A 22,444-nucleotide genomic window follows, 5' to 3' on the forward strand; every position below is an offset into this window, starting at 1 on the left:
CTGAACGGGCTCCCATCCGGAAGAGTCGGATACGTGCTCGCTGTTCTCTCTCCCGGCCAGGGCTCGCAGAAGCCCGGCTTCCTCGCCCCCTGGCTCGACATCCCCGGCGCCGAGGCGCGCCTCGCCTGGTGGTCCGTGCTGGCCGGGGTCGACCTCGTGCACCTCGGCACGCGGGCCGACGCCGAGGAGATCAAGGACACCGCCCGGACCCAGCCGCTCCTGGTGGCCGCCGCGCTGCTGGCGGCCGAGCAGTTGCCGCTCGGCGGGGTGGACGTCGTCGCCGGCCACAGCGTCGGGGAGCTGGGCGCCGCGGCGGTGGCCGGGGTGCTGACGCCGGAGACGGCCGTTGCGCTGGCGGGGGTGCGGGGGCGGGAGATGGCCGCCGCGTGCGCGCTGGAGCCGACGGGCATGAGTGCCGTGCTGGGCGGCGACGCCGACGAGGTGGTCGCGGTGCTCGAGAAGCACAAGCTGTACCCGGCTAACCGCAACGGGGCCGGCCAGATCGTCGCCGCCGGGGCCATGGACGCGCTGGCCGCGCTGGCCGAGGAGCCGCCGCCGGCCGCCCGGGTGCGGGCGCTGGCCGTGGCCGGGGCGTTCCACACGCCGTTCATGGGGCCGGCCGAGCAGGCTCTCGGCGCCGTCGCCGCCGGGGCGACCGTCGCCGACCCGGCGCGCGTGCTGCTGTCGAACCTCGACGGCGGCGCCGTGACCGACGGCGGGGAGCTGCTGCGGCGTCTCGTGCGGCAGGTCACCGCGCCGGTGCGCTGGGACCTGGTCATGGCGAGCCTGCGCGAGCGGGGCGTGACCGGCATCATCGAGCTGCCGCCCGCCGGCACCCTCGCGGGGCTGGTCAAGCGGGAGCTCAAGGGCGACAACGCCCCCGAGATCGTCACCCTCAACACCCCCGGCGACCTGGACGCCGCGCGCGACCTGATCGCCCGTCACGGGGGCCCCGTCGGCACCGAGCACGAAGGAGCAACAGCATGACCGCGGGTTCCCGCATCGTGGCGATGGGCCACTACCAGCCCTCGCGTGTGGTCACCAACAGCGATCTCGCCGAGATCGTCGACACCAACGACGAGTGGATCCGGTCCCGCGTCGGGATCGCCGAGCGCCGCGTCGCCGACTCGGAGTCGGTCGCCGACATGGCCACCTTCGCCGCCGAGAAGGCCCTCGCCTCCTCCGGCCTCACCGCCGCCGACATCGACATGGTCGTCGTCGCGACCTGCTCGTCGATCGACCGGTGCCCCAACGTCGCCACCCGCGTCGCGGCCCGCCTCGGCGTCAACGCCCCGGCGGCGTTCGACCTGAACACGGCGTGCTCCGGATTCTCGTACGGGCTGGGGACGGTCGACCACGCCATCCGCGCCGGCGCCTCCCGCAACGCCATCGTCATCGGCGCCGAGAAGCTCTCGGACCTGACGGACTGGACCGACCGCAGCACCGCCGTCCTCTTCGGCGACGGTGCCGGGGCCGCCGTGGTCACCGCCGCCGCCGAGGGTGAGCAGGCCGGCGTGGGCCCGGTGCTCTGGGGCTCCGCCCCCGACAAGGGCGACGTGCTGCGCATCGAGGGCCGGCAGCCGTACATCCAGCAGGAGGGCCAGATCGTCTTCCGCTGGGCCACCACCGAGCTGGCGCCCTTCGCGCTGCAGGCGCTCGAGCGGGCCGGCGTCCGGCCCGACGAGATCGCCGCCTTCGTGCCGCACCAGGCCAACACCCGCATCATCGACGGCATCGTCAAGCGCCTGGGCCTCGGCCCCGACGTCGTCGTCGCCAAGGACCTCGTCGAGTCGGGCAACACGTCCGCCGCGAGCATCCCGCTGGCCCTGTCCAAGCTGATCGAGCGGCGCGAGGTGCCCTCGGGCGCCCCGATCCTGCTCTTCGGCTTCGGCGGCGGCCTCACCTACGCCGGACAGGTCATCCGCTGTCCGTGATGTCTTTCCCGCCAGTTCGCACCACTCGAGAGGAAACACCACCCATGGCAACCCGTGAAGAGATCACGTCCGGCCTCGCCGAGATCCTGGAGGAGGTCGCCGGCGTGAACCCGGACGACGTCGCCGAGGACAAGAGCTTCACCGACGACCTGGACGTGGACTCGCTCTCCATGGTCGAGGTCGTGGTGGCCGCCGAGGAGAAGTTCGGCGTCAAGATCCCGGACAACGAGGTCCAGAACCTCAAGACCGTCGGCGACGCCGTCTCCTTCATCGAGGCGAACCACTGACATGAGCAGCACAGACGTCGTCGTCACCGGGCTCGGCGCGACGACCCCGCTAGGCGGGGACGTCGCGTCCACCTGGGACGCTCTGCTCGCCGGCCGCTCCGGGGTGACTCCGCTCACCCAGGAGTGGGCCGAGCAGCTTCCGGTCCGCATCGCCGCCCAGCTCGCGGTCGAACCGTCCGAGATCATCGAGCGGGTCAAGCTGCGCAAGCTCGACCGCTCCGAGGCGATCGCCCTGATCGCCGCCAAGCAGGCCTGGGCCGACTCCGGTCTCGCCGACGCCGGGCTCGACCCGGAGCGCCTCGCCGTCAGCATCGGCAGCGGCATAGGCGGTGCCACGACCCTGCTCAACCAGGACGACATCCTGGAGGCCTCCGGGCCGCGCCGGGTCAGCCCGCACACCGTGCCGATGCTCATGCCCAACGGCCCCGCCGCGTGGGTCGGCATCGAGCTCAAGGCCCGCGCCGGCGTCCACTCGATGGCCAGCGCCTGCGCCACCGGCGCCGAGGCCCTGTCCCTGGGCCTGGACATCATCCGCTCCGGCCGCGCCGACGTGGTCGTCGCGGGCGGCGTCGAGGCGGTCATCCACCCGCTGCCGCTGGCCGGCTTCAGCTCCATGCGGGCCATGTCGACCCGCAACGACGAGCCCGAGAAGGCCTCCCGTCCCTGGGACAAGGGCCGTGACGGCTTCGTCATGGGCGAGGGCGGCGGCGCGCTGATTCTCGAGCGGGCCGACCACGCCGTGGCCCGGGGCGCCCGGATCTACGCGCGCCTCGCCGGCACCGGCATCACCTCCGACGGCTTCGACATCGTCCAGCCCGACCCGGAGTGCAAGGGCGGCATCCGCGCGATGACCAAGGCGATCCAGGACGCCGGCCTCACCGGCGCCGACATCACCCACGTCAACGCGCACGCCACCTCCACCCCGGCCGGCGACATGGGCGAGATCCTCGGCATCCGGACCGCGATCGGCGACCACCCGGTCATCACGTCCACCAAGTCGATGTCCGGCCACCTGCTCGGTGCCGCCGGCGCGCTCGAGTCGATCGCGACCATCCTCGCGATCCGCGACAGCGTCGTCCCCCCGACGATCAACCTGGACGACCCGGACGAGCGCCTCGACCTCGACGTCGCCGCGCACAAGGCCCGCCCGCTGGAGATCGCCGCCGCCATGAACAACTCGTTCGGCTTCGGCGGTCACAACGTCGCGGTGGTCTTCACCCGGTACTGAGTTACGTTCGCGTTCCGTGGGAGCGCCTCACTCGGTGGAGCGCTCCCGCTGCGTCTCACTCGGTGGGGCGCTCCCGCTGCGTCTCACTCGGTGGGGCGCTCCCGCTGCGTTTTCACGAGCACCTTCCCGCGTACGCCGCCGGCCTCGGCCAATCGGTGCAGAGCGGGCAGGTCGGCGAGGTCGCGGCGATCGCTGATGTCGAGCGTGAGGGCGCCGGCGTCGACGAGTCCCACCAGCGTCTTCAGGTCGCCGGGAGAGTTGCGAGTCACCACGTGCCAGGCCCGCACCTCCGCCGTCGGCTCCACCGGCGTGGCGACCGTGACGACCCGCCCGCCGGCCCGCACCAGCCCCGGCAAGGCGCTCGCCGCATCCGCCCCGATCGCGGCGCAGTTGACGACGGCGTCGACGGGACGGCCGGGCTCGAGCGGTCCGGCGGTGTAGTCGAGCACCACGTCCGCCCCGAGCCGCCGGACCGCGCCGGCGCTGCGGGGGCTCGCGGTCGCCAGCACGTACGCTCCGAGGTGCTTGGCGATCTGCACCGCGAACGTCCCGATGCCACCGCCCGCCCCGCTGATCAGGACCCGCTCCCCCGCCACCACGCGCGCGTGCCCGACCACGGCCTGCCAGGCGGTCATCCCGGCCAGCGGCAGTACGGCGGCATCCGCCAGCGGCACACTCCGGGGCGCCGCGACGAGCCGTTCCTCAGGCCCCACCGCGTACCCGGCCGCCGCGCCGTGGTCGAGCATCCCGATCACGGGCACGCCCCCGACCGTCCCGGCCACGTCCCACCCCAGCGTGAACGGAAACTCGACCGGAAACAGCCCCGCCAGCTTCCCGCCCCGCAACGCCGCCTCGGTCGGGTTCAACGACGTGGCCACGACCCTGATCAGCGCCTCGCCCCGCGCGGGGAAGGGCTGCGGAACGTCGTCGATCCGGATGACGTCCGGCCCCCCGTACGCATGAATGCGCGCCGCTCTCATGCCCCGACGGTACGGCCGCCCGCCGTCGTGATCCAGAGTGGACCTTCTTCCGAGGGTCCGCCGGGTGCCCGGCGCCTCCGCCGCGCCTGGCCATCTTCGATTGCAGCCGGGCCCGGCGCCTCGGCCGCAACGCACCGTCCCGCTCGCCGTATCTTACGAAGTCGAGGAGATCGCATGTCCGACTCAGCCCGCCGTGCCCGCCAACCAGCCGCAGATGCCGTCGGCGCCGATAGTGACACCGCCGATGACGAGGCCGCCGCCGGACAAATCGCCACCGGTCACGCCAGCAATGGTGACGGCGCCGGCGCCGGCGGTGCCGGAAATGGTGGCGACGGTCGTGATGGTAATGGCGTCGCCGGTGGTCGCGGTGGCGGTGGCGGCGCTGCCGGCGGTGATGACGCCGCGATCTGGACCACGGTGGGCCGCGCCCGGGAGTGGCTCGACACCACCAACGGCAGGGGCCACCCCGAGCTGTCGATGCGCATTCTCAAGGTCGCCGAGGAGTACGGCGAGGCGGCCGCGGCCTGGATCGGCGCCACCGGTCAGAATCCGCGCAAGGGCATCACCCACACCCTGGACGACGTAGCCGCCGAACTGGGTGACATCGCCTTCACCGCCCTGGTCGCCGCCGCCAGCCTCGGCTACGACCCCCGCACAGTCCTCGCCGCCGTCGCCACCAAGGTCAGCACCCGCCTCGCCCCGCCTGCCACCAGCCCCGCCCCGCCCGCCAGCCGTCCCGCCCGGCGCCCCACGGCGGAAGACGAAGTCAGCCCATGACAGCGCGTCCCGAAGGCGCGGCACCAGCTCTCGGCAGCCTGGCAGCGACGAGTCCGGAAAGCACGGCGGATGGCGACGCCGGCTCGCGGTGACAGGACTGTTCGACGCAGGTGATGAGCGGCCGGCCGAGCGGACCGGAAGTTCATCGGCGCAGGGACGAGGGCCGGCAGGACCGTGACCGGCACGCCCCGGACGAACGGCAGCACGCGGTCGCCGTCGTCGCCGTTCCGGTCGCGGATAGAGGTGACCGGCGGCGGAGACGGAGCGCCGGCGGGTTCGACCGCTTCGATCGCAGCATCCCGCCGGCCAAGGACGTGAGACGAGCCGCCGGCCAAGGACGTGAGACGAGCCGCCGGCTGTTGGGGGCAGGCGGTGCAGGGAGTTTCAGTTGCAACATCCCGTCGGCCAAGGACGTGCGACGGGCCGCAGCTCGACCCGGCCCCGGAATCGCCGGGCCGGCGCCGCCCGTCCGGAGACGCCGAGGTCCTCGCCGGCCGCCGGGCTACTTGGGGCAGGCGGTGCGAGGGAGTTTGGCTACGGGGACGGGGGACTTGCCGGGGGCCTTGGCCTTGCCGGCGAGGACGGCGGCCAGGGCTTTGAGGGCCAGGGGGCTGGAGGAGTAGGTGGCGAGGAGGGTGGGGCTCTTGGCCTGGGCCAGGAGGGTGGGGACGTCCATCATGACGGTGACCGCGGCGGCGGGGCTGAGGTCGGGTTGCTTGTCGCCGTAGCCGACCAGGTGGACGATCGTGCCGCCGGTGGGCTGGACGGTGAGGCCGGCGGCCTGGAGGGCGGCGGTGAGGTCGGCTCGGGCGGTTTCGCGACCTTCGCTGGCGGTGACCGTGATCGGGCCGGTGACCAGGGGGCCCTGGCAGCGGCCGCGGAGGATGGTGATCGCGGCGGCGTCGGCGGCGGACACGGCTCGCTGGTGGGCGGTGGAGCCCACGGTGGTGAGGGCGGGCTGGTGCTTGGCGGCCAGGCGGAACTTCAGGGTCAGGATGCGGGTGACCGCCTCGACCAGGCGGTCGCGCTTGAGGGTGCCGCCGGACAGGCCGGCCAGGATGCCGTCGCGGGCGCCGGCGAGGTTCGGGGGCATGAGGAGCATGTCGTTGCCGGCGTTGAGGGCTCGGACCGCCGCCTCGCCCGCGGGCCATTTCATCGCCGGGGCCATGTTCATGGCGTCGGTGATCGCGACACCCTTGAAGCCGAGGCTCGTGCGGAGGACGTCCGTCATGATCTTGCGGGAGAAGGTGGCGGCCACGCCCTTGTCGAGCGCCTGCACGTCGAGGTGGCCGGACATGACGACCGAGGCGCCCGCGGCGATGCCGGCCGCGAAGGGCGGGCGGTCCTGCTGCTGCCACTGGGCGAGCTTCTGGTGGACCACCGGGAGATCGTCGTGGCTGTCGCCCGTGGTGTGACCGTGCCCCGGGAAGTGCTTGAGGGCCGCCGCCACGCCGGACTGCTCGATGCCGCGCACGGCGGCGCCGACCTGGGCGGCGTTGACCTTGGGGTCGGCGCCGTGGGAGCGGGAGCCGATCACGGCGTTGCCCTGCGGGCCGAGCGTGTCGGCGACCGGGGCGAAGTCGAGGTTGATGCCCATGGCGGCCAGCTCCTCGCCGGCGGCCCGCCAGGCGCCCTGGGTCAGCGCCGGCTTGCCCCCGGCGCCGAACGTCATCGCGGACGGCAGCAGCGTCACCCCCGATTTGACCCGGGTGACGACGCCGTATTCCTGGTCGGTGCCGATCAGCAGCGGCGCCCCGCCGGGCAGCGCGCGGGCCGCCGTCTGCAGGCCGTCGGTGAGGGTGCGGACCTGCTGCGGGTTGTCGACGTTGGTGGCCGGGTTGGTCTTGCCGGTCGGGTCCTCGGGCGTGAACGCGACGAGGATCAGCCCGCCCAGGTGGAACTTCGCGATCATCTCGGCCGGCGTGTTCACACCCGCGATGGCCTGGTTGCCCGCGGCGGCCGCCTGGTCGACGTCGGTGGCACTCCCCCCGTACGCGTAAGGCATCAGCACCTGCCCCGCCAGGTCCGCGTCGCTCAGCGTGGCGACCACCTGGCGCGCGTGGGCCGCGGGGTCGGCGGGCGCGCTGCCGGACGTGGCCGAGGAGGCCCCGGCGGATGCTCCCGGGGAAGCCGGCGCGACCGGGGGCGCGGCCGGGCTGGGCACGGCGGAGCTCGGCGCGGCGGCCCCGGACTTGCCCGAGCCGGACGCGTCGGGCCCGCACGCCGCCAGAAGCACCAGCAGCGGCACGGTCACAGCAGCACGGAACGCCCTCGACATGGCCGCCATTGGATCAGAGCTGTCCCGGGGCGACAAATCAGCCCTGTGGACAACTCGAGCCCCACGGGTGACAGCCTGTGGACAACGGCTGGTCGCGCCCCGGGCCGGGCCGGCGCGGGGCGCGGCCGGGCTCAGCCAACGCGGGTGAGGAGCGTCAGCGGGGCGCGGCCGGGCTCAGCCGACGCGGGTGAGGAGCGTGAGCGGGGCGCCGTCGCCGGCGTAGCGATAAGGCTCCAGCTCGGCGTCCCAGGCCGTGCCGAGCGCCTTGTCGATGGCGTGCGACAGCGCCTCGGGGGCGCGGGTGGCGGCCATGATGGCGCGCAGCCTGTCCTCGCCGAGCTGGATGTCGCCCGAGGCGCCGATCGTGCCGCGGAACAGCCCGCGGCCCGGGACGTGCATGAAGCGCTCCCCGTCCACGCCGGGGCTCGGCTCCTCGGTGACCTCGAAACGGATCATGGGCCACTGCCTGAGGGCAGCAGCCAGCTCGGCGCCAGTGCCGGGCCTTCCGGTCCAGCTGCACTCGGATCGTCGCATGCCGGGATCGACCGGCTGCGCTGTCCAGTGCAAGGTGACCGGCGCGGTCAAGACGCGCGCGATCGCCCACTCGACGTGCTGGCACACGGCGAGTGGGGTCGAGTGGACGTATACGACGCCACACGTTGGCACGGTGACCTCCCGGAGACCGAGGTGCGTCTTCCCCTACGACCTCGACCGCGGTTGATCGTGCTCCATGATGCCGGGTGTGACGGATGGTGCGCCAGAGAAACCGCAATATCGACTTGGAATGGCCGTCGAGGCACATCAGGCATAACGGTCGTGAGCCGTCCCACGTCGCGGCCCCGAGCCGGTCGTGTAGGCTTGCTGCGGCATTTTCTGCCGACACCCGTTCTTCCCAAGGAGCACCGCCGTGGCGAACAACCAGTCGAAGACCGCCCGCGCATCCGTCCGCGCCGGCCAGGCCGGCCAGGGTGGCGCGCTCAGCGTGCTCGGCGAGTTCAAGTACCTCATCCCGCTCGCGGACGGCCGCTTCGCGTACGTGCGCAACCTGACCAACGGCAAGACCAACCGCCTCAAGACGGACTCGGAGGCCTTCGTCGAGGAGATCCGCGTCCTGACGGCGGCCGGTCACGGTGCCAAGATCCGCACCGAGCTGCAGACCCTCGACTCGGAGTTCCCGCAGCACGGCTGGGGCGCCACCGAGAAGCGCCTCGCCGACGCCGGCGTCTTCGAGGGCTGAGCCCCGCCGCACAGGGCAACGCGCTTCAGGCGCTCCCGGGAGTCCCGGGAGCGCCTTCGGCATGTCCGGGGCCGGGTGATTTCGCGCCATCCAAAACCCACCCGCCCCGAGGGCCCGGGCGAGAAGCCCTGAGGGGGCGGGCGAGGAGACCAGAGAGGGCCGGCGAGAAGGCCAGAGACGGCCGGGCGAGAAGGCCAGACAGAGCCGGGCGAGAAACCACCCGCGCGGTGCACGCAAGGGGTCACCCGCGCGATGCGAAGTCCGCGCGAAAGGAGCCCGGCGACAAGCCGCCGCACGCACGGAGGCCACGCGAGAAAACGCCTGTGCGAGCCGACGAGCCGACCGGAGTAGCGGCGCGCCGCCAGGCACAGGGCAGTATCGGCCGAGGAGAGTGACGCCCGCCCCGGGGCCGAGGTCAGTCGAGCAGGGTGACCAGGCCGGTGTCGAGGTCGTACACGGCGCCGGCGATGCTCACGCGCCCCGCGGCCACGGCCTCCGGCACCCCGGCGATCTCGCGCATGCGCCGGACCGTACGTGTGACGTGCTCGCGCATCGCCTTCGTGCTCACGTCCGGGTCGTCGAGGCCCACCGCCTCCGCGGCCGGCGCGATCTCCTCGACCAGGTAACCGACGTCACCGTCCGGCTTGTCGCCCGTACGCAGGGAATTGATCGTGGCATCGACGGCGCCGCAGCGGACGTGGCCCAGGACCATGATCAATGAGACGTTGAGGGCGGAGACGGCGAAGCCGACCGAGCCCAGGACGGCGCGGTCGACGACGTGGCCGCCGGAGCGGACGACGCAGATCGAGCCGAACGTCTGGTCGAAGATCGCCTCGAGCGGCACCCGGGAGTCGATGCAGCCCAGGATCACCGCCTGGGGCTGCTGGCCGCCGGACACGGACGCGGCGGCGGCGACCTCATGGCCGTGAAGCGGCTCCCCGGCGACGAAGCGCCGGTTGCCGTCCAGCAGCTCGGCCAACGCGTCTTCGGGCCGCACGATCGGCTGCGGGCTGTTCGTCATGCCTTCAGATTCTCTACGAGCGGCCCGCCGCGTACAGAGGGTGGGAGCCACATCACTGTCACGTGCGGCCCGGTGGCCGGTTTCGATAGCTTTTCGCGCTTCCGCGAGTGATCCTAGTTACCTGCGGGTACAACGGCGTGCACACGTCGACCACCGGAGGTGCCCATGCTCGAGCAGTCGGAGCTCACCCTCGCCGACGGCGTGACCCTGAGCGTGGAGGCCTCCGGCCCGCGCCGGGCCCCGGTCACGGTCGTCTTCCTGCACGGCTGGTGTCTCGACCGGCACATCTGGCGCCATCAGACCGCGGCGCTGGCCGATAGTGACACGCGGATCGTGAGCTACGACGCCCGCGGGCACGGCCGCTCCGGAACGACCCGGCTGCACTCGGCCACCGTACGCCAGCTGGGCGAGGACCTGGCCGAGGTGATCGACACGTATGCCCCACGCGGCCCGGTCGTGCTGGCCGGGCACTCGCTGGGAGGCATGACGATCATGGAGTACGCGAACCTGTACCCCGGCGTGTTCGCGGAGCGGGTCGCGGGTCTGCTGTTCGTGTCCACCACCGCCGAGGGCGCCACGCACACCTGTTACGGGCTTCCGCGGCAGCTCACCCCGGCCCTGCGCCTGGCCGAGCAGACCGGCGCCGGCGTGCTCGCGCGGCTCGGGGCGTGGCGCCCGCACCGGTACGCGAAGCCCGCCCTCCAGCCGGCCGTCCGCTGGCTGCTCTTCGGCGACGACTACGACCGGGGCGACCTGGAGACCACCATGGCGGCCGTGAACCGGGCCACACTGCGCTCGATCGGCGGCTTCCGGGCCTCGGTCGGCGCGCAGCACCGGCTCGACACGCTGGCCGCCCTGGGCGACGTCCCGGCCGCTGCGCTCGTGGGCGACAGGGACCGCCTGACCCCGCCGGCTTGCGCCGAGTCGATCGCCGACGCGCTGGTGGGGACCGAGCTGACCGTCTGCGAGGGCGCCGGGCACATGCTGATGATGGAGCGCCCCGACGTCGTCACGGGCGCGCTCACCGGCGTACTCGGGAAAGCGGTGTCACGCGGGAAGCGCGAGAGCTACGGAAAGGCCGCTTAGGCGCGCCGATGTCGACGGTGACGCCCGTGGAGGAGTAAGTTCGATTGCCCCCTTCCGGGGGCTTCGGACCGGACCACCAGCGGGGAGCAGACGGACTTGAGCGACGCCCACGTCCTGCAACAGGAGATCGCGGTCGAGCAGGAGCACGTCGACCGGGTGTACGCCCGGCTCGCCGACCTGCGCCGTGAGGCGTCCCGCGCCGAGAAGGAGGGCTATCAGCTCGCCGGCGTGGGGACGTTCGGCGCCCTGGTGGAACGCGACGCGATGGTCTTCCACGCGGCGCGGCGCCGGCACGCCCTGGACACTGAATACGAAGGCCTGGTCTTCGGGCGCCTCGACCTGCTGACCGGCGCCCGGCACTACGTGGGCCGCATGGGGATCCGCGACGACGACTCCCAGTCGCTCGTGGTCGACTGGCGCGCGCCCGCGGCCTCGGCCTTCTACCGTGCCACGCCCGCCGACCCGCTCGGGGTCGTGCGCCGCCGCATGATCCAGTCGAGCCGCGAGCGGGTCACCGGCATCGAGGACGACCTGCTCGACCCGGACAACGCCCCGGCCGACATGGCGATCGTCGGCGACGGCGCGCTGCTGGCCAGCCTGTCCAAGGCGACCGGCCGCGGCATGCGGGACATCGTCGCCACGATCCAGCGCGAGCAGGACGAGGCGATCCGCTCCCCCGCGTCCGGCGTGACGATCGTCACCGGCGGCCCCGGCACCGGGAAGACCGCCGTGGCGCTGCACCGGGCGGCGTACCTGCTCTATGCGGACCGCAACCGCTTCGCCGGCGGCGGCATCCTGGTGGTCGGGCCGTCCGGGGTGTTCGTCGATTACATCGCCACGGTGCTGCCGTCGCTCGGTGAGGACACGGCGACGCTGCGGTCGCTCGGCTCGCTGGTGCCCGGCTACGACGCCGGCCGCGTCGACCCCACGCCCGTCGCGGCGATCAAGGGCTCGCTGCGCATGCGCCGCGTCCTCGAGCGGGCCTCGCACGACGCGGTGCCCGGCGGGCCGACCGAGCTGCGGCTGCTCTACCGGGGGACGCTGCTGCGCCTCGACGCCGGTGAGCTCGACCGCATCCGGCGCAAGGCGCTTCCCCGCGGGGCGCGGCGCAACGAGGTGCGGGGCCACGGCTTCGACCGGCTCTTCGACGCCCTGTGGGCCCAGGCCCGCGAGTCGATCCGCAACCTGCCCGAGAAGCGTGACTTCGAGGCGGAGCTGGCCGACCGCGCCGACTTCCGCGACTTCCTCAGGGAGTGGTGGCCCCGGTTCACGCCGATGCGGGTGCTGCGGTGGCTGGCCGATCCGGCGCGGCTCCGGGCGTACGCCAACGGGGTCTTGTCCAAGGAAGAGATCGCGCTGCTGCAGGGCTCGTTCGACGGGCTCGGCGAGCTCGGCCCGACGATCGCGGACGTGGCGCTGCTCGACGAGCTCGACGAGCTGATGGGCCGGCCCCGCAAGCCGCAGCGGCAGAACAAGAACCCGTTCCACGTCCGCGACGGCGTCCAGGAGCTCAGCACGGCCAACGAGCGCCAGGCCGCCGCCCGGGCCCAGGCCGTGCAGCGCGACGAGGACTACCGTGAGTACGCCCACGTCGTCGTCGACGAGTCGCAGGACGTCTCGCCGCTGCAGTGGCGCATGATCGGCCGCCGCGGCACCTATGCGTCGTGGACGATCGTCGGCGATCCCGCGCAGACCGCCTGGCCGGGCGACACCGAGGAGCTCGACCGGGCGCGCGACAAGGCGCTGGGCGCGCGGAAGCGGCAGACCTACTCGCTGACGACCAACTACCGCAACTCGTCGGAGATCTTCGCGGTCGCGGCCCGGGTGATCCGCACGCTGCTGCCCGACCTGCCGCTGCCGCGCGCGGTCCGCAGCACCGGCGTCGAGCCCGTCGACCAGCTGGTCTCCGCGGCGGAGCTCCCGGAGGCGGTGCGCGCCGCCGTCGAGAAGCACCTGGCCGACGTCGACGGCACGATCGGCGTGATCAGCGCGGTGCCGCGGCGGGACGAGGTCGCCGGGTGGGTGTCCGGGCTGCCCGAGCGGGTGCAGGTCGTCACCGCCCTGGAGGCGAAGGGCATGGAGTACGACGCGGTCGTGCTGGTCGAGGGGGCGGAGATCGCGGTGGATGCGAGCGGGGTGCGGACGCTTTACGTCGCCCTCTCGCGCGCGACGCAGAGACTCACCACCGTAGGGACGAAGAGCTTCATGTCGTAGCTGGGTGGGGGGTGACGGACCGTCGCTCCCGCCGAGGGCCCGGCATGGCCCAGCCGGCCGCTGACGCGTCCGGAACGCTGAGCCATACCGGGCGACCTGCGTGAGTGGTTGCTGCTAGGGCCGCTTGACGGCGACGGCCGTGTACTCCGTCTCCGGGGTGGGCGTCGTCGTGAACCGGGCGTTGGGCAGATAGAGCCGGTTGCCATAGGCGGCGACCGTCGACGGCACGTCGAAGGCCGGGCTCGACGTGCGGCTGACGACCGTGCCCCGGGTGGCCCGCCAGTTCAGGTCGACCTTCGCGATCACGTTGAGCCGGTTCTGCACGACGTAGAGGGTCGAGCCGCGCAGCAACAGCCCGTCGCCGTTCGGCACCGACTCACCGCCGAGGTCGATCTCGGTGGTGCCGCCCGCGTACGTGGTCCTGAACAGCTTGCCGGTGTTCGACTGCACCAGGATCAGCCCGCGCCCGTCCGGGGTGGCCGTGATGCCGTTGGCGTTGTTCCCGGTGGCGTAGGCGATGTCGCCGGTCAGCGGCACCCGCACCGCCGCGGCGGGCAGCTTGCCGTGCTGGCCCAGCGGCAGCTTGAACAGCACCGGGTTGGTGGAGTCGGTGTACCAGGCGGCGCCGCCGGTCAGGATCACGTCGTTGATGAACGACGGCACGGTCTGCAGGGTGTAGGACTTGAGAAGCCTGCCGCTGCGCGCGTCGAGGACCCGGGCGTTGCCGCCGCTGCCCCCGGAGACGAAGAGCCGGCCCCGGTCGTCGACCTTGAGGCCGAGCGACGGGGTGCCGGGGCCTTCGGTCAGCACGCGCCCGCGGCCGGTCCGCAGGTCGACGCGGAAGATGTCGCCGTCGGCCCGGGAGCCGAAGTAGGCGTAGGGCTGCTTGCCGATGGCGATGCCCTCGGGCTGGAAGTTGTCGGGCAGCTGCAGCACCGTGGGCCAGTGCCGCCGGGCGGCACTTCCTTGGCCGGCGCTTTCGTGGCCGGCCGTGGCTCCGTGACCGGCGGCTCGAATCGGCGCCGCAGAAGCGGAAGGTGCGGCGCCCGTGACAGCGAGTGCAGTCAGGGCAACAATCGCGAGAGTGCGTCTGGACAAGGGTGGATCCCTCCAGGCGGAGTCGGGTTGTCGACAAGTGCATACCCCGCCCCGCCCCGGCGGGTTCAGATTGCACACATAGCAATGTGAACATATATTGGCAGACGGACCAGGGTTGTCCACAACCACGAGTTATCCACAGCGGCGCCCGCACGGACCCACCTTCCCCCGCCACAATGACTAGCGGGGGCTCCCCCAGGGAGGGCGGGGGCTGGGTCATGGCGACGCCACACAGAGCAACCGAGCAGCACAACGGCACGGAAGGTGACAGCGCATGGGAGCGGGCCACGACCATGGAGGTCAGGCGCTGCGGGCCGGGGCCAAGCATCGGGCTCGGCTGTGGTGGGCCGCGGGGCTGCTGGCCGCGTTCATGGTGGTGGAGGCGATTGCCGCGTTCGCCACCGGGTCGCTGGCGCTTCTCTCCGACGCGGGGCACATGTTCACCGATGTGCTGGGCATTGCCATGGCGCTGGCCGCGATCCATGCGGCGGGGCGGGCCGCCACGGACTCGCAGCGGACGTTCGGGCTCTATCGGCTCGAGGTGCTGGCCGCGCTGGCGAACGCCGTACTCCTGACCGGTGTTGCGGTTTATGTCCTGATCGAGGCCGTTCGCCGTTTCTCGCACCCGCCCGAGGTTCCGGCCGGCTGGATGCTGGTCGTCGCGGTCGGCGGGCTTGTGATCAATGTGATCGCGTTCGCGCTGCTGCGGGAGGGGGCGCAGGAGAGCATCAACGTACGCGGCGCCTACCTCGAAGTGGTCGGTGACCTGCTCGGGTCGGCCGGCGTGATCGTGGCGGCCGGCGTGATCGCGGTGACCGGCTGGTCGTACGCGGATCCGATCGTCGCCGTGATCGTGGCCCTGATGATCCTGCCGCGGACGTTCGCGCTGGGCCGGTCGGCCGTCCGGATCCTCGTGCAGGCCGCGCCCGAGCATCTCGACATGGCGTCGGTGCGTGACCGGCTCGCCCGGGTGCCCGGGGTGTGCGACGTGCACGACCTGCACGTCTGGACGCTCACCTCCGGCATGGACGTCGCCAGCGCGCACCTCAGCCTCGAGCCCGCCGCCGAGCTCGGGACGGTGCTGAGCGAGGCCCGCGAGGCGCTGCACGAGGACTTCCACATCGACCACGCCACGCTGCAGGTCGAGCCGGCCGGCGCGGGCACGAAGTCGTGCGAGGCCGTGGGCTGGTGAAAACGCCGGACCCGCGCCCATAAGCTCCCTACGCTGGGGGCATGAATCAGTCGGTCATCCACCAGCCCCGCGTGGTCTGGGACGGCGCGCGGGCGTTCGTCCGGGCGGCCAACGGCCCGGACTACGAGACCTTCGCCGGCCAGGTGCTCAAGCGGCTGGGCAGCGACCTCTACGGCGAGCTGGCCAACACCCGGCAGCGCCTGCAGGTGGCGTCCATCGAGAGCAGCGACGACGACCGCTTCACCACCGACATCGAGGCGAGCCGGTGGCGGGTGCGGCTGGACGAGCTGTTGCGCAATCGGCCCGATCTCATCCCCACCGTGCAGGAGCTGACGACAACCGTTTAGGCCATGATCGTGGGCATGCTGACGCCCACGCCCCTCATGGACCTTGTGACCGGTTTCTGGAGCTTCAAGACGTTCGCCGCCGCGGTGGAGCTGGACCTCTTCTCGCGGCTCGCCGGCGGCCGCACCCTCACGGTCGCCGACGCGAAGGCCGAGCTCGGGCTGCCCGAACGCCCCGCCGACCTGCTGTTCACGGCCTGCGCCGCGCTCGGACTGCTCGAGCGCGCGGGCGACGGCTACCGCAACACGGCGCTGGCCGAGGAGTTCCTGGTACGCGGCCGGCCGTACTACTTCGGCGGCCAGGTCGCGTACTGCGATCAGCGCACCTATCTGCCGTGGCATCGCGTCGGCGAGGCGCTGCGCACCGATCGGCCCCTGACGTGGGATCCCGCGACGCAGGAGTCGATGTTCACCACGGCGGACCCGCAGCTGCTCGCGACGTTCTGGGAGGCGATGTACTCGACGTCGAGCTTCACGGCGCAGGCGCTCGGCGAGGCTGTGGACCTGAGCTCGTACCGGCGGCTGCTGGACGTGGGTGGGGGCTCCGGGGCGTACCCGATCAGTCTGTGCGGGCGCTTCGACCAGCTGGCGGCGACCGTCCTGGATCTCGCCCATGTGTGCGAAATAGCCGACGGGAAGATCGCGGCGGCCGGGCTGAGCGACCGGATCACGACCGTCGCGGGGGACTTCCTCGCCGATCCGGCGCTGCCCGGCGGGCACGACGTGGTGCTCTTCAGCATGATCCTGCACGACTGGGACGCGGTGCGGAACCAGGAACTGCTGGCCAAGGCGTACGCGGCCCTGCCGCCCGGCGGGCTCGTGATCATCTCGGAGCTGCTGCTCAACGCGGAGCGTACGGGCCCCGCGCCGGCCGCGCTCATGGGCATGAACATGCTCGTGGAGACGACGGGCGGGCGGAACTACTCGGACGCGGAGTACTCGTCGTGGCTCGCGGCGGCGGGTTTCACCGGCATCCGAACCGTGCGTTTCGATGCGCCGGGGGCGAACGGGGTCGTCCTGGGCACGAAAAACTGAGATCTGTCCCGGTTGCGGGCAAAAGCCCGGAAACTGGGGGCATGGGGAACAAGGGGGTCATGGTCTTCGTGCCGGCACCCCAGCTCACGGTGACCATCGAGCAGCAGCACGACAAGGCCGAGCTGCACGTGCATCCGGGCGGCCAAGGCGTCTGGCAGGCCCGGATGATCACGCTCCTCGGTGCGCAGGTGACCCTCTGCGCGGCCGCGGGCGGCGAGGTCGGGCGGGTGCTGGAGCCGCTGCTCAAGTTTCACGGCGTCACCCTCAAGACCATCAAACGCGATCACGGTACGGGCTGGTACGTCCACGATCGGCGCACCGGCAAGCGCCAGGAGCTCGCCGAGGACCCGGGCGAGCCGCTGTCCCGGCACGAGATGGACGAGTTGTACAGCCTGGCGCTCGCCGAGGGGCTGCGCGCGGGCATCGCCGTGCTCAGCGGGCCGGCGCATCCGTCGGTGGTGCCGGCGGAGGTCTACCGGAGGCTCGCCACGGATCTGGGCGCCAACGGCTGCAAGGTGATCATCGACCTCTCCGCCGACCATCTGGCCGCGGCGCTCGAAGCCCGTCCGGCGGTTGTCAAGGTGAGCCACGAGGAGCTGATCCGTGACGGCATGGTCCGCGACGGCTCGACCGAGGCGCTCACCGAGGCCCTGCACAAGCTGCACGCCGACGGCGCCGAGATGGCGCTGGTGTCGCGGGCCGACGAGGGGGCGCTCGCGCTGATCGAGGACACCGTGTACGAGGTCGACATGCCCCGCATGATCGCCGCCGAGTCGCGCGGGGCGGGTGATTCGATGACCGCGGGAGTGGCGGCCGTGCTGGCGCAGGGCGGAACGCTGTGTGACGCTGTCCGTACGGGGGCCGCCGCCGGTGCCCTCAACGTCACCCGCCACGGACTCGGGACGGGCCGCATCGACGCCGTCCAGGTGCTCACCGAGCGGGTGCGCCTGACTCCCGTCGACGCGAAGGTGCTCGCATGACCCCACGCATTCTGATCACCAACGACGACGGCATCGACGCCCCGGGGATCAGATGGCTGGCCCGCGCGGTGGCCCGGCAGGGCTTCGACGTGGTGGTCGCGGCCCCGCTCACCGAGGCCAGCGGCACCAGCGCCGCCATGACCGCGGTCGAGCGCAACGGCAAGATCGTGGTGGAGACGCGCGAGCTGCCGGGGGTCAAGAACGTGCCCGCGTACGCGGTGGCGGCCTCCCCGGCGTTCATCGTGCTGCTCGCCCTGCGGGACGCCTTCGGCCCGGCGCCCGACATCGTCCTGTCCGGCATCAACCGGGGCGCCAACGCCGGCGCGGCCGTGATCCACTCGGGCACAGTCGGCGCCACGATGACGGCGTCGCACGCCGGGCTGCACGGGATGGCGGTCTCGCTGGACGTCCTCTCCCCCGCCAACGGCACCGCGGCCAGCGGCGGCCAAGCCATCGCCGACCTTGACCAGCAGGACGACGAGAAGCGCCACTGGACCAGCGCGGCCGACCTGGCGGTCAAGCTGCTGCCCACCCTCACCCACACCCCCACGGGTACGGTCCTCAACGTCAACGTCCCCGACCTGCACGTCGACGGGATCCGGGGCTTGCGGCGGGCGTCGCTGGCGCGCTTCGGCCAGGTGCAGATGAGCATCGCCGAGGCGGGCGAGGGCTTCGTGCGCACAGCTGTCCAGGCGGCGGACGAACCGCTCGAGCCGGGTACGGACCTGGCGGCGCTGGCGGAAGGCTACGCGGTGGTGACGCCGATCCGGGCGCCGGGCGAGGCGACGGACGTGCACTTCAACCTGGAGACGATCGTCGTCCAGACGCCCGCGATCTGAGGCCCGAGCGGCTGGGCGGGAGTCTGCGGTCGCCCAGGAAGCCGTGGGCCCGCAGCAGCTGGACGACGGCGCCGAACACGTGTCGGCAGAGCAAATCACGCCGAGCCGGGAGCCCGAGTGACGGCGGGCGAGCGAAAGGTTACGAAGGGCCAGGCGTGCGCGAGGCACCGGAAGACCGCGGCGGGCCGGGCGACGCGCGAGTGGCGCCGAGGCGTGCGCGGGGATGGAGACAAGCGTGGCCAGGGCCAAGCCAGGCGACGCCCGAGTGACGGCGGGGCGCGCGAGATCGGGACGAGCGTGGCTACGGCTGAGCCGGGCGACGCGGTGAGCGCCGCCCGGGGAGCCGATCGGGTGCGCCCCGGGTGAGCGGGGCGCGGTCCGGAGTTACGAGCCGGCGACCAGCGAGCGGTGCGCCGGGTCGCCGCAGTCGGTGCACGGCTCCGGGGCGCCGAAGAGGCCCAGGAGGCCCGTCACCCACAGCTGGCGGTGGGCGAAGCGGCTGGGCCGGGTGACGACCAGCTTGACCCCGCTCACGCTGGCGAGCTGGAAGGCGGCCACGAGGGCCGAGATGCCCACGGAGTCGATGAAGCTGACCCCGTGCATGTCGAGCTCGATGCGCTCGGGCGTGCCCGCCGCGAGCTGCTCGGCCACGGCGTCCTTGATCTCGTATGCGTTCTCGACGTCGATCTCACCCGCGGGTGAGACCTCGATCACTCCAGGGGACCTGGTCGACGTCGTTATCGACAGCGTCACGCCTTTACCTCCACCCACCCGGGAGGTCCCGGGCGTCTTCTCCTTGGTACGAGGGCGGTGCCTGACTGCGACACCTTCCTCGCCGGGGGCGGCGTTGACTACCCCCGTCGGGTCCGGTGAACCACCCGGACACTAGTGCTTGAAACTGGCAGGTGGCTGTGTGCCACGTGTGAACCGCGACAAGAGTACCCAGTGACGTCCACCGGTTTACCATTCGCGGGGCGTCCGCATCCGACGGACACCCGACACCGAGGCCTGCGCCACAGCGTCGCGGCCCGGCGAGCCTATGCCCGGATCGGTGCGCATCCCGCGAAGCCCGGTCGAACCACCCTTCAGGATCGGATCACCCGCCCTTACGGCTGAGCCTTCCGCGCGAAAAACCACGCCTGCGGCCCGGCGGAAAGCACGCCTGCGGCCGCGCGGAAGGCACGCCTGCGGCCCCGCGGAAGGACGGCTCAGGACCCGTGCGGGAGGGCGCCGCCCGGACCCGTGCGCGGGAAGGCACGGCGATCACGCTACGAGCCGACGCGGTTACGCCATGATGGGACGCGGGGCCCCGCGGCGGCGTACCCGCGGGAAGTTTGCGATTTTGCGCAGGTGGGCAGACACCTGGCACATGCAGTCGAGCGCCCGCAGCGGCGATCGGAGGAGGGACGAGGACGATGTTCTCTCGCAGGAGCACGGCCGAGCGCACCGCCGCCGAGGCGTGGGAGTACCTGTCCGCGGCCATGGCAGCGACCGGCGCGACCGCCAAGGACGCCGCCGACCGGACCGCCGGGTTCGCCGGGGGCAAGGCCTCGGAGGTCGCCGGCAAGGTCTCCGCCACCTCGCAGAAGCTGGCCGGCCAGGCCTCGAAGCGGGGATACAAGCTCGCCGGGCGGGCCACCAAGCAGAGCAACCGGCTCGCCGGCGTCGCGGCGAAGCAGAGCAACCGGCTCGCGGGCGTCGCGTCGAAGCGCGGCCAGCAGCTCGCCGACAAGGCGGGCACCCGGGTCGGCGCCGTGACCGACGAGGCCTGGGCGCGCGCCAACCGGGCCGCCAACGCGCTGGCCGGCCGCAAGCCCGGCCTGCCGTGGGGCCTGATCGCGGGCGCGACGCTGATCGGCGTGGTCGTCGGCTGGACCGCCGCCGCGACCGCCCGGGCCGCCGCGGAACGCCGCGCCGAGAACGAGGAGCTGGAGCTGGCGGAGACGGCCATCGTCGTCACGCCGACGTACGACAGCTGACGAACCGGCCCGATCGTGGCCGCCGGACGGAGCCCTTTGCCGCCCGGCGGCCACGATCTTTTCGTACGCGTACGGGTGACACACGCCACGCGCCGGACCCGGGTGAGTGCGTGTCACCTGCGTGATGTTCGGAGGTCGCCCGGGCGGGGTAGCCGATCCGCTCCGGCGTGCTCTTTCCGCAACCTGCCGACCTCGCCGTCGGGGCGTGGACTCTGTACTGTGGGGCGCGGCTCGAAAGGTAGGGCGGGCCACGGTCATGTCGGGTCAGTCGAGTAGATAGGTCCGCTGGTGCTCAGTTCGGGAAGTCTCCTGGACAACCGCTACCGGTTGGACGAGAACATCGCCACCGGTGGCATGGGCGACGTGTGGAAGGGCACCGATGTGGTGCTCGGCCGGACGATCGCCGTCAAGGTGCTGCGCACGGCGATGCTCACCGACCCCGAGTTCGCGGCCCGGTTCTACGGCGAGGCCCGGATGATGGCCGCCTTCCGGCACCCCGGCGTGGTCGAGGTCTACGACTACAGCGCGGGCGACGCCGAGGACGAGGACCGCTGCGCCTATCTGGTCATGGCCTACGTGGAGGGCGAGCCGCTCTCCGCCCGCCTCAAGGACCAGGGCCGTCTCGCCGTCGCCGAGACCATGTCCATCGTCGCCCAGGCCGCCGACGCCCTGCACGCCGCCCACGAGAACGGCACGGTCCACCGCGACGTCAAGCCGGGCAACCTCATCGTCAAGCCCAACGGCACGGTGATCCTCGTCGACTTCGGCGTGGCCCGCTCGGCCGCGGTCACCAGCGTGACGGGGCTCAACGCGATCGTCGGCACCGCGCTCTACATGGCGCCCGAGCAGGTCGCCAAGGGCACGGTCAGCCCGGCCACCGACGTCTATGCCCTGGGCGCGGTCGCCTATCACTGCATCGCGGGCGTGCCGCCCTTCGACGGCGACAACGCGCTCCAGGTGGCGCTGCGCCACCTCGAGGACGAGCCCGAGCCGCTGCCCGAGACCCTGGCCCCGCCGGCCGTCCGCGAGCTGATCAGCCGCGCGATGGCCAAGAATCCGGCCGACCGCTACCCGAGCGCCGCCGAGTTCGCCGAGGCCGCCCTCGCCGCCGCCGGCACCCTCGACTGGCGCAACCAGTCCGGCACCTCCATGACCCGCACGGCCCTGGTCCGCCCGGCCACGACCGGCACCTCGCTCATGGGCCCGGCCACCGGCTCCCGCCTCGGCAGCCCCGGCGCGAGCAACTCCCGGCTCGGCCCGCAGTCGCTGCACGGCGCCTACATGGGCGAGGGCTCGATGACGGGCACGGCCCTGACCCGCCCGATGAGCCCGGCCGCGCCCAACCGCACGGCCCCCGCCCAGCGCAACCTGCTCGAGGCGGCGCCGCCCCCGCTGCCGCCCCGGCCCGCCAAGCAGACCAAGGGCCAGCTCGCCGTCCTGATCACGGTGATCGCCCTCTTCCTGCTGGCCGGCGGGCTCGGCATCGCGATCTACACCACCTCCGGCGACGCGGGCGAGACCAAACAGCAAAATCCGGGCGCCGTCGTGGTTCCCGACGAGTCCGAGACGGTCCAGGAGTCGGTCGAGCCGACGGAGACCACCGAGGAGCAGACCGAGGAGCCGGAGCGGCCGGCCGACGTCCCCGTGCGGCCGACCACCACCCGGCCCAGCAAGTCGTCCTCGCCGTCGCCCTCCAAGACGAGCAGCCCGCCGCCCACGACCAAGCCGACCTCCGCGACGCCGACCACCACGCCGCCGGACGACACGCCCAGCACCCCGCCGGACGACGACCCGACGACCGAGCCGACCGAGACCGAGGGCACGGACGACACGGGCACCGGCGGCGGCACCGTCGGCGGCGGCATCCTCGGCTGACGCCCGGCGCACGAGCGGCAGCCCTCCCGGCGGCGGCGCAGGCGTCTGACCCCCGGCGGC

At 72.6% G+C, this 22,444-nt stretch carries 22 protein-coding genes; 15 read left to right on the forward strand and 7 right to left on the reverse strand.

Annotation, left to right across the window (positions count from 1 at the left end):
* Positions 1 to 33 precede the first annotated feature (33 nt).
* From RAN62_RS36305 to fabF, 4 genes are read left to right on the forward strand one after another with little or no spacing between them, the layout of a single operon-like run.
* Positions 34 to 987, forward strand: a complete 954-nt coding sequence (locus RAN62_RS36305; RefSeq protein WP_305789386.1) for an ACP S-malonyltransferase — start codon at positions 34 to 36, stop codon at positions 985 to 987.
* Positions 984 to 1,934: a beta-ketoacyl-ACP synthase III gene (locus RAN62_RS36310; protein ID WP_305789387.1), complete on the forward strand. Its 951-nt coding sequence runs from the start codon at positions 984 to 986 to the stop codon at positions 1,932 to 1,934. Before RAN62_RS36305 ends, RAN62_RS36310 begins: the two co-directional genes overlap by 4 nt.
* A gap of 44 nt (positions 1,935 to 1,978) precedes the next feature.
* The gene (locus RAN62_RS36315; protein ID WP_305789388.1) at positions 1,979 to 2,221 is read left to right on the forward strand and encodes an acyl carrier protein; all 243 of its coding nucleotides are present in this window, start codon (positions 1,979 to 1,981) and stop codon (positions 2,219 to 2,221) included.
* 1 nt (position 2,222) lies between these two features.
* Positions 2,223 to 3,449 carry a beta-ketoacyl-ACP synthase II gene (gene fabF / locus RAN62_RS36320; RefSeq protein WP_305789389.1) on the forward strand — a complete coding sequence of 409 codons (1,227 nt, stop codon included), beginning with the start codon at positions 2,223 to 2,225 and terminating at the stop codon, positions 3,447 to 3,449.
* Positions 3,450 to 3,532: 83 nt separating this feature from the next.
* Here the strand turns inward: fabF and RAN62_RS36325 are convergent, their stop codons facing one another.
* On the reverse strand, positions 3,533 to 4,429 hold the full coding sequence (locus RAN62_RS36325; RefSeq protein WP_305789390.1) for an NADP-dependent oxidoreductase: 897 nt from the start codon (positions 4,427 to 4,429) through the stop codon (positions 3,533 to 3,535).
* A gap of 183 nt (positions 4,430 to 4,612) precedes the next feature.
* Positions 4,613 to 4,894, reverse strand: a complete 282-nt coding sequence (locus tag RAN62_RS36330; RefSeq protein ID WP_305789391.1) for a hypothetical protein — start codon at positions 4,892 to 4,894, stop codon at positions 4,613 to 4,615.
* A 12-nt stretch (positions 4,895 to 4,906) separates the two neighbouring features.
* On the opposite strand from RAN62_RS36330, the gene RAN62_RS36335 reads away from it, so the two are divergent.
* Complete coding sequence (locus tag RAN62_RS36335) at positions 4,907 to 5,206, forward strand: nucleoside triphosphate pyrophosphohydrolase family protein (protein ID WP_305789392.1); 300 nt, start codon at positions 4,907 to 4,909, stop codon at positions 5,204 to 5,206.
* Between the two features lie 502 nt (positions 5,207 to 5,708).
* On the opposite strand, the gene RAN62_RS36340 is transcribed toward RAN62_RS36335, so the two are convergent.
* The gene (locus tag RAN62_RS36340) at positions 5,709 to 7,484 is read right to left on the reverse strand and encodes a glycoside hydrolase family 3 protein (protein WP_305789393.1); all 1,776 of its coding nucleotides are present in this window, start codon (positions 7,482 to 7,484) and stop codon (positions 5,709 to 5,711) included.
* A 174-nt stretch (positions 7,485 to 7,658) separates the two neighbouring features.
* Entirely contained in the window at positions 7,659 to 8,150 is a 492-nt protein-coding gene (locus RAN62_RS36345) for a DUF3145 domain-containing protein (RefSeq protein ID WP_305789394.1), read from the reverse strand.
* Between the two features lie 241 nt (positions 8,151 to 8,391).
* On the opposite strand from RAN62_RS36345, the gene RAN62_RS36350 reads away from it, so the two are divergent.
* Positions 8,392 to 8,721 (forward strand): hypothetical protein, encoded by a 330-nt coding sequence (locus tag RAN62_RS36350; protein ID WP_305789395.1) that lies wholly within the window; start codon positions 8,392 to 8,394, stop codon positions 8,719 to 8,721.
* 415 nt (positions 8,722 to 9,136) lie between these two features.
* On the opposite strand, the gene RAN62_RS36355 is transcribed toward RAN62_RS36350, so the two are convergent.
* Entirely contained in the window at positions 9,137 to 9,742 is a 606-nt protein-coding gene (locus RAN62_RS36355; protein ID WP_305789396.1) for a carbonic anhydrase, read from the reverse strand.
* A 165-nt stretch (positions 9,743 to 9,907) separates the two neighbouring features.
* On the opposite strand from RAN62_RS36355, the gene RAN62_RS36360 reads away from it, so the two are divergent.
* Positions 9,908 to 10,828: an alpha/beta fold hydrolase gene (locus RAN62_RS36360; protein ID WP_305789397.1), complete on the forward strand. Its 921-nt coding sequence runs from the start codon at positions 9,908 to 9,910 to the stop codon at positions 10,826 to 10,828.
* A 96-nt stretch (positions 10,829 to 10,924) separates the two neighbouring features.
* A complete protein-coding gene (locus RAN62_RS36365; RefSeq protein WP_305789398.1) occupies positions 10,925 to 13,042 on the forward strand; it encodes a HelD family protein in 2,118 nt (705 codons plus the stop codon).
* A gap of 114 nt (positions 13,043 to 13,156) precedes the next feature.
* Here the strand turns inward: RAN62_RS36365 and RAN62_RS36370 are convergent, their stop codons facing one another.
* On the reverse strand, positions 13,157 to 13,978 hold the full coding sequence (locus RAN62_RS36370) for an SMP-30/gluconolactonase/LRE family protein (protein WP_305789399.1): 822 nt from the start codon (positions 13,976 to 13,978) through the stop codon (positions 13,157 to 13,159).
* Positions 13,979 to 14,414: 436 nt separating this feature from the next.
* Between RAN62_RS36370 and RAN62_RS36375 the strand changes: the two genes are divergently transcribed.
* Genes RAN62_RS36375 through surE form a run of 5 tightly spaced genes read left to right on the forward strand, consistent with a single transcriptional unit; the run spans position 14,415 to position 18,530 of the window.
* The gene (locus RAN62_RS36375; protein WP_305789400.1) at positions 14,415 to 15,332 is read left to right on the forward strand and encodes a cation diffusion facilitator family transporter; all 918 of its coding nucleotides are present in this window, start codon (positions 14,415 to 14,417) and stop codon (positions 15,330 to 15,332) included.
* Between the two features lie 41 nt (positions 15,333 to 15,373).
* Positions 15,374 to 15,679, forward strand: coding sequence for a hypothetical protein (locus RAN62_RS36380; protein ID WP_305789401.1), 306 nt, complete (start codon positions 15,374 to 15,376; stop codon positions 15,677 to 15,679).
* A 15-nt stretch (positions 15,680 to 15,694) separates the two neighbouring features.
* Positions 15,695 to 16,711 carry a methyltransferase gene (locus RAN62_RS36385; protein WP_305789402.1) on the forward strand — a complete coding sequence of 339 codons (1,017 nt, stop codon included), beginning with the start codon at positions 15,695 to 15,697 and terminating at the stop codon, positions 16,709 to 16,711.
* 41 nt (positions 16,712 to 16,752) lie between these two features.
* On the forward strand, positions 16,753 to 17,691 hold the full coding sequence (locus RAN62_RS36390; RefSeq protein WP_305789403.1) for a 1-phosphofructokinase family hexose kinase: 939 nt from the start codon (positions 16,753 to 16,755) through the stop codon (positions 17,689 to 17,691).
* Complete coding sequence (gene surE / locus RAN62_RS36395; RefSeq protein ID WP_305789404.1) at positions 17,688 to 18,530, forward strand: 5'/3'-nucleotidase SurE; 843 nt, start codon at positions 17,688 to 17,690, stop codon at positions 18,528 to 18,530. Before RAN62_RS36390 ends, surE begins: the two co-directional genes overlap by 4 nt.
* A gap of 384 nt (positions 18,531 to 18,914) precedes the next feature.
* Here surE and RAN62_RS36400 read toward each other — a convergent pair whose 3' ends face one another.
* The gene (locus RAN62_RS36400; RefSeq protein ID WP_305789405.1) at positions 18,915 to 19,283 is read right to left on the reverse strand and encodes an STAS domain-containing protein; all 369 of its coding nucleotides are present in this window, start codon (positions 19,281 to 19,283) and stop codon (positions 18,915 to 18,917) included.
* A 662-nt stretch (positions 19,284 to 19,945) separates the two neighbouring features.
* Here RAN62_RS36400 and RAN62_RS36405 point away from each other — a divergent pair.
* Positions 19,946 to 20,509 (forward strand): hypothetical protein, encoded by a 564-nt coding sequence (locus RAN62_RS36405; RefSeq protein WP_305789406.1) that lies wholly within the window; start codon positions 19,946 to 19,948, stop codon positions 20,507 to 20,509.
* Between the two features lie 288 nt (positions 20,510 to 20,797).
* Positions 20,798 to 22,384 carry a serine/threonine-protein kinase gene (locus tag RAN62_RS36410; protein WP_305789407.1) on the forward strand — a complete coding sequence of 529 codons (1,587 nt, stop codon included), beginning with the start codon at positions 20,798 to 20,800 and terminating at the stop codon, positions 22,382 to 22,384.
* Positions 22,385 to 22,444 lie beyond the last annotated feature (60 nt).

The sequence above is a fragment of the Symbioplanes lichenis genome, assembly GCF_030709675.1.
In the GTDB taxonomy this organism is placed as follows: domain Bacteria; phylum Actinomycetota; class Actinomycetes; order Mycobacteriales; family Micromonosporaceae; genus Actinoplanes; species Actinoplanes lichenis.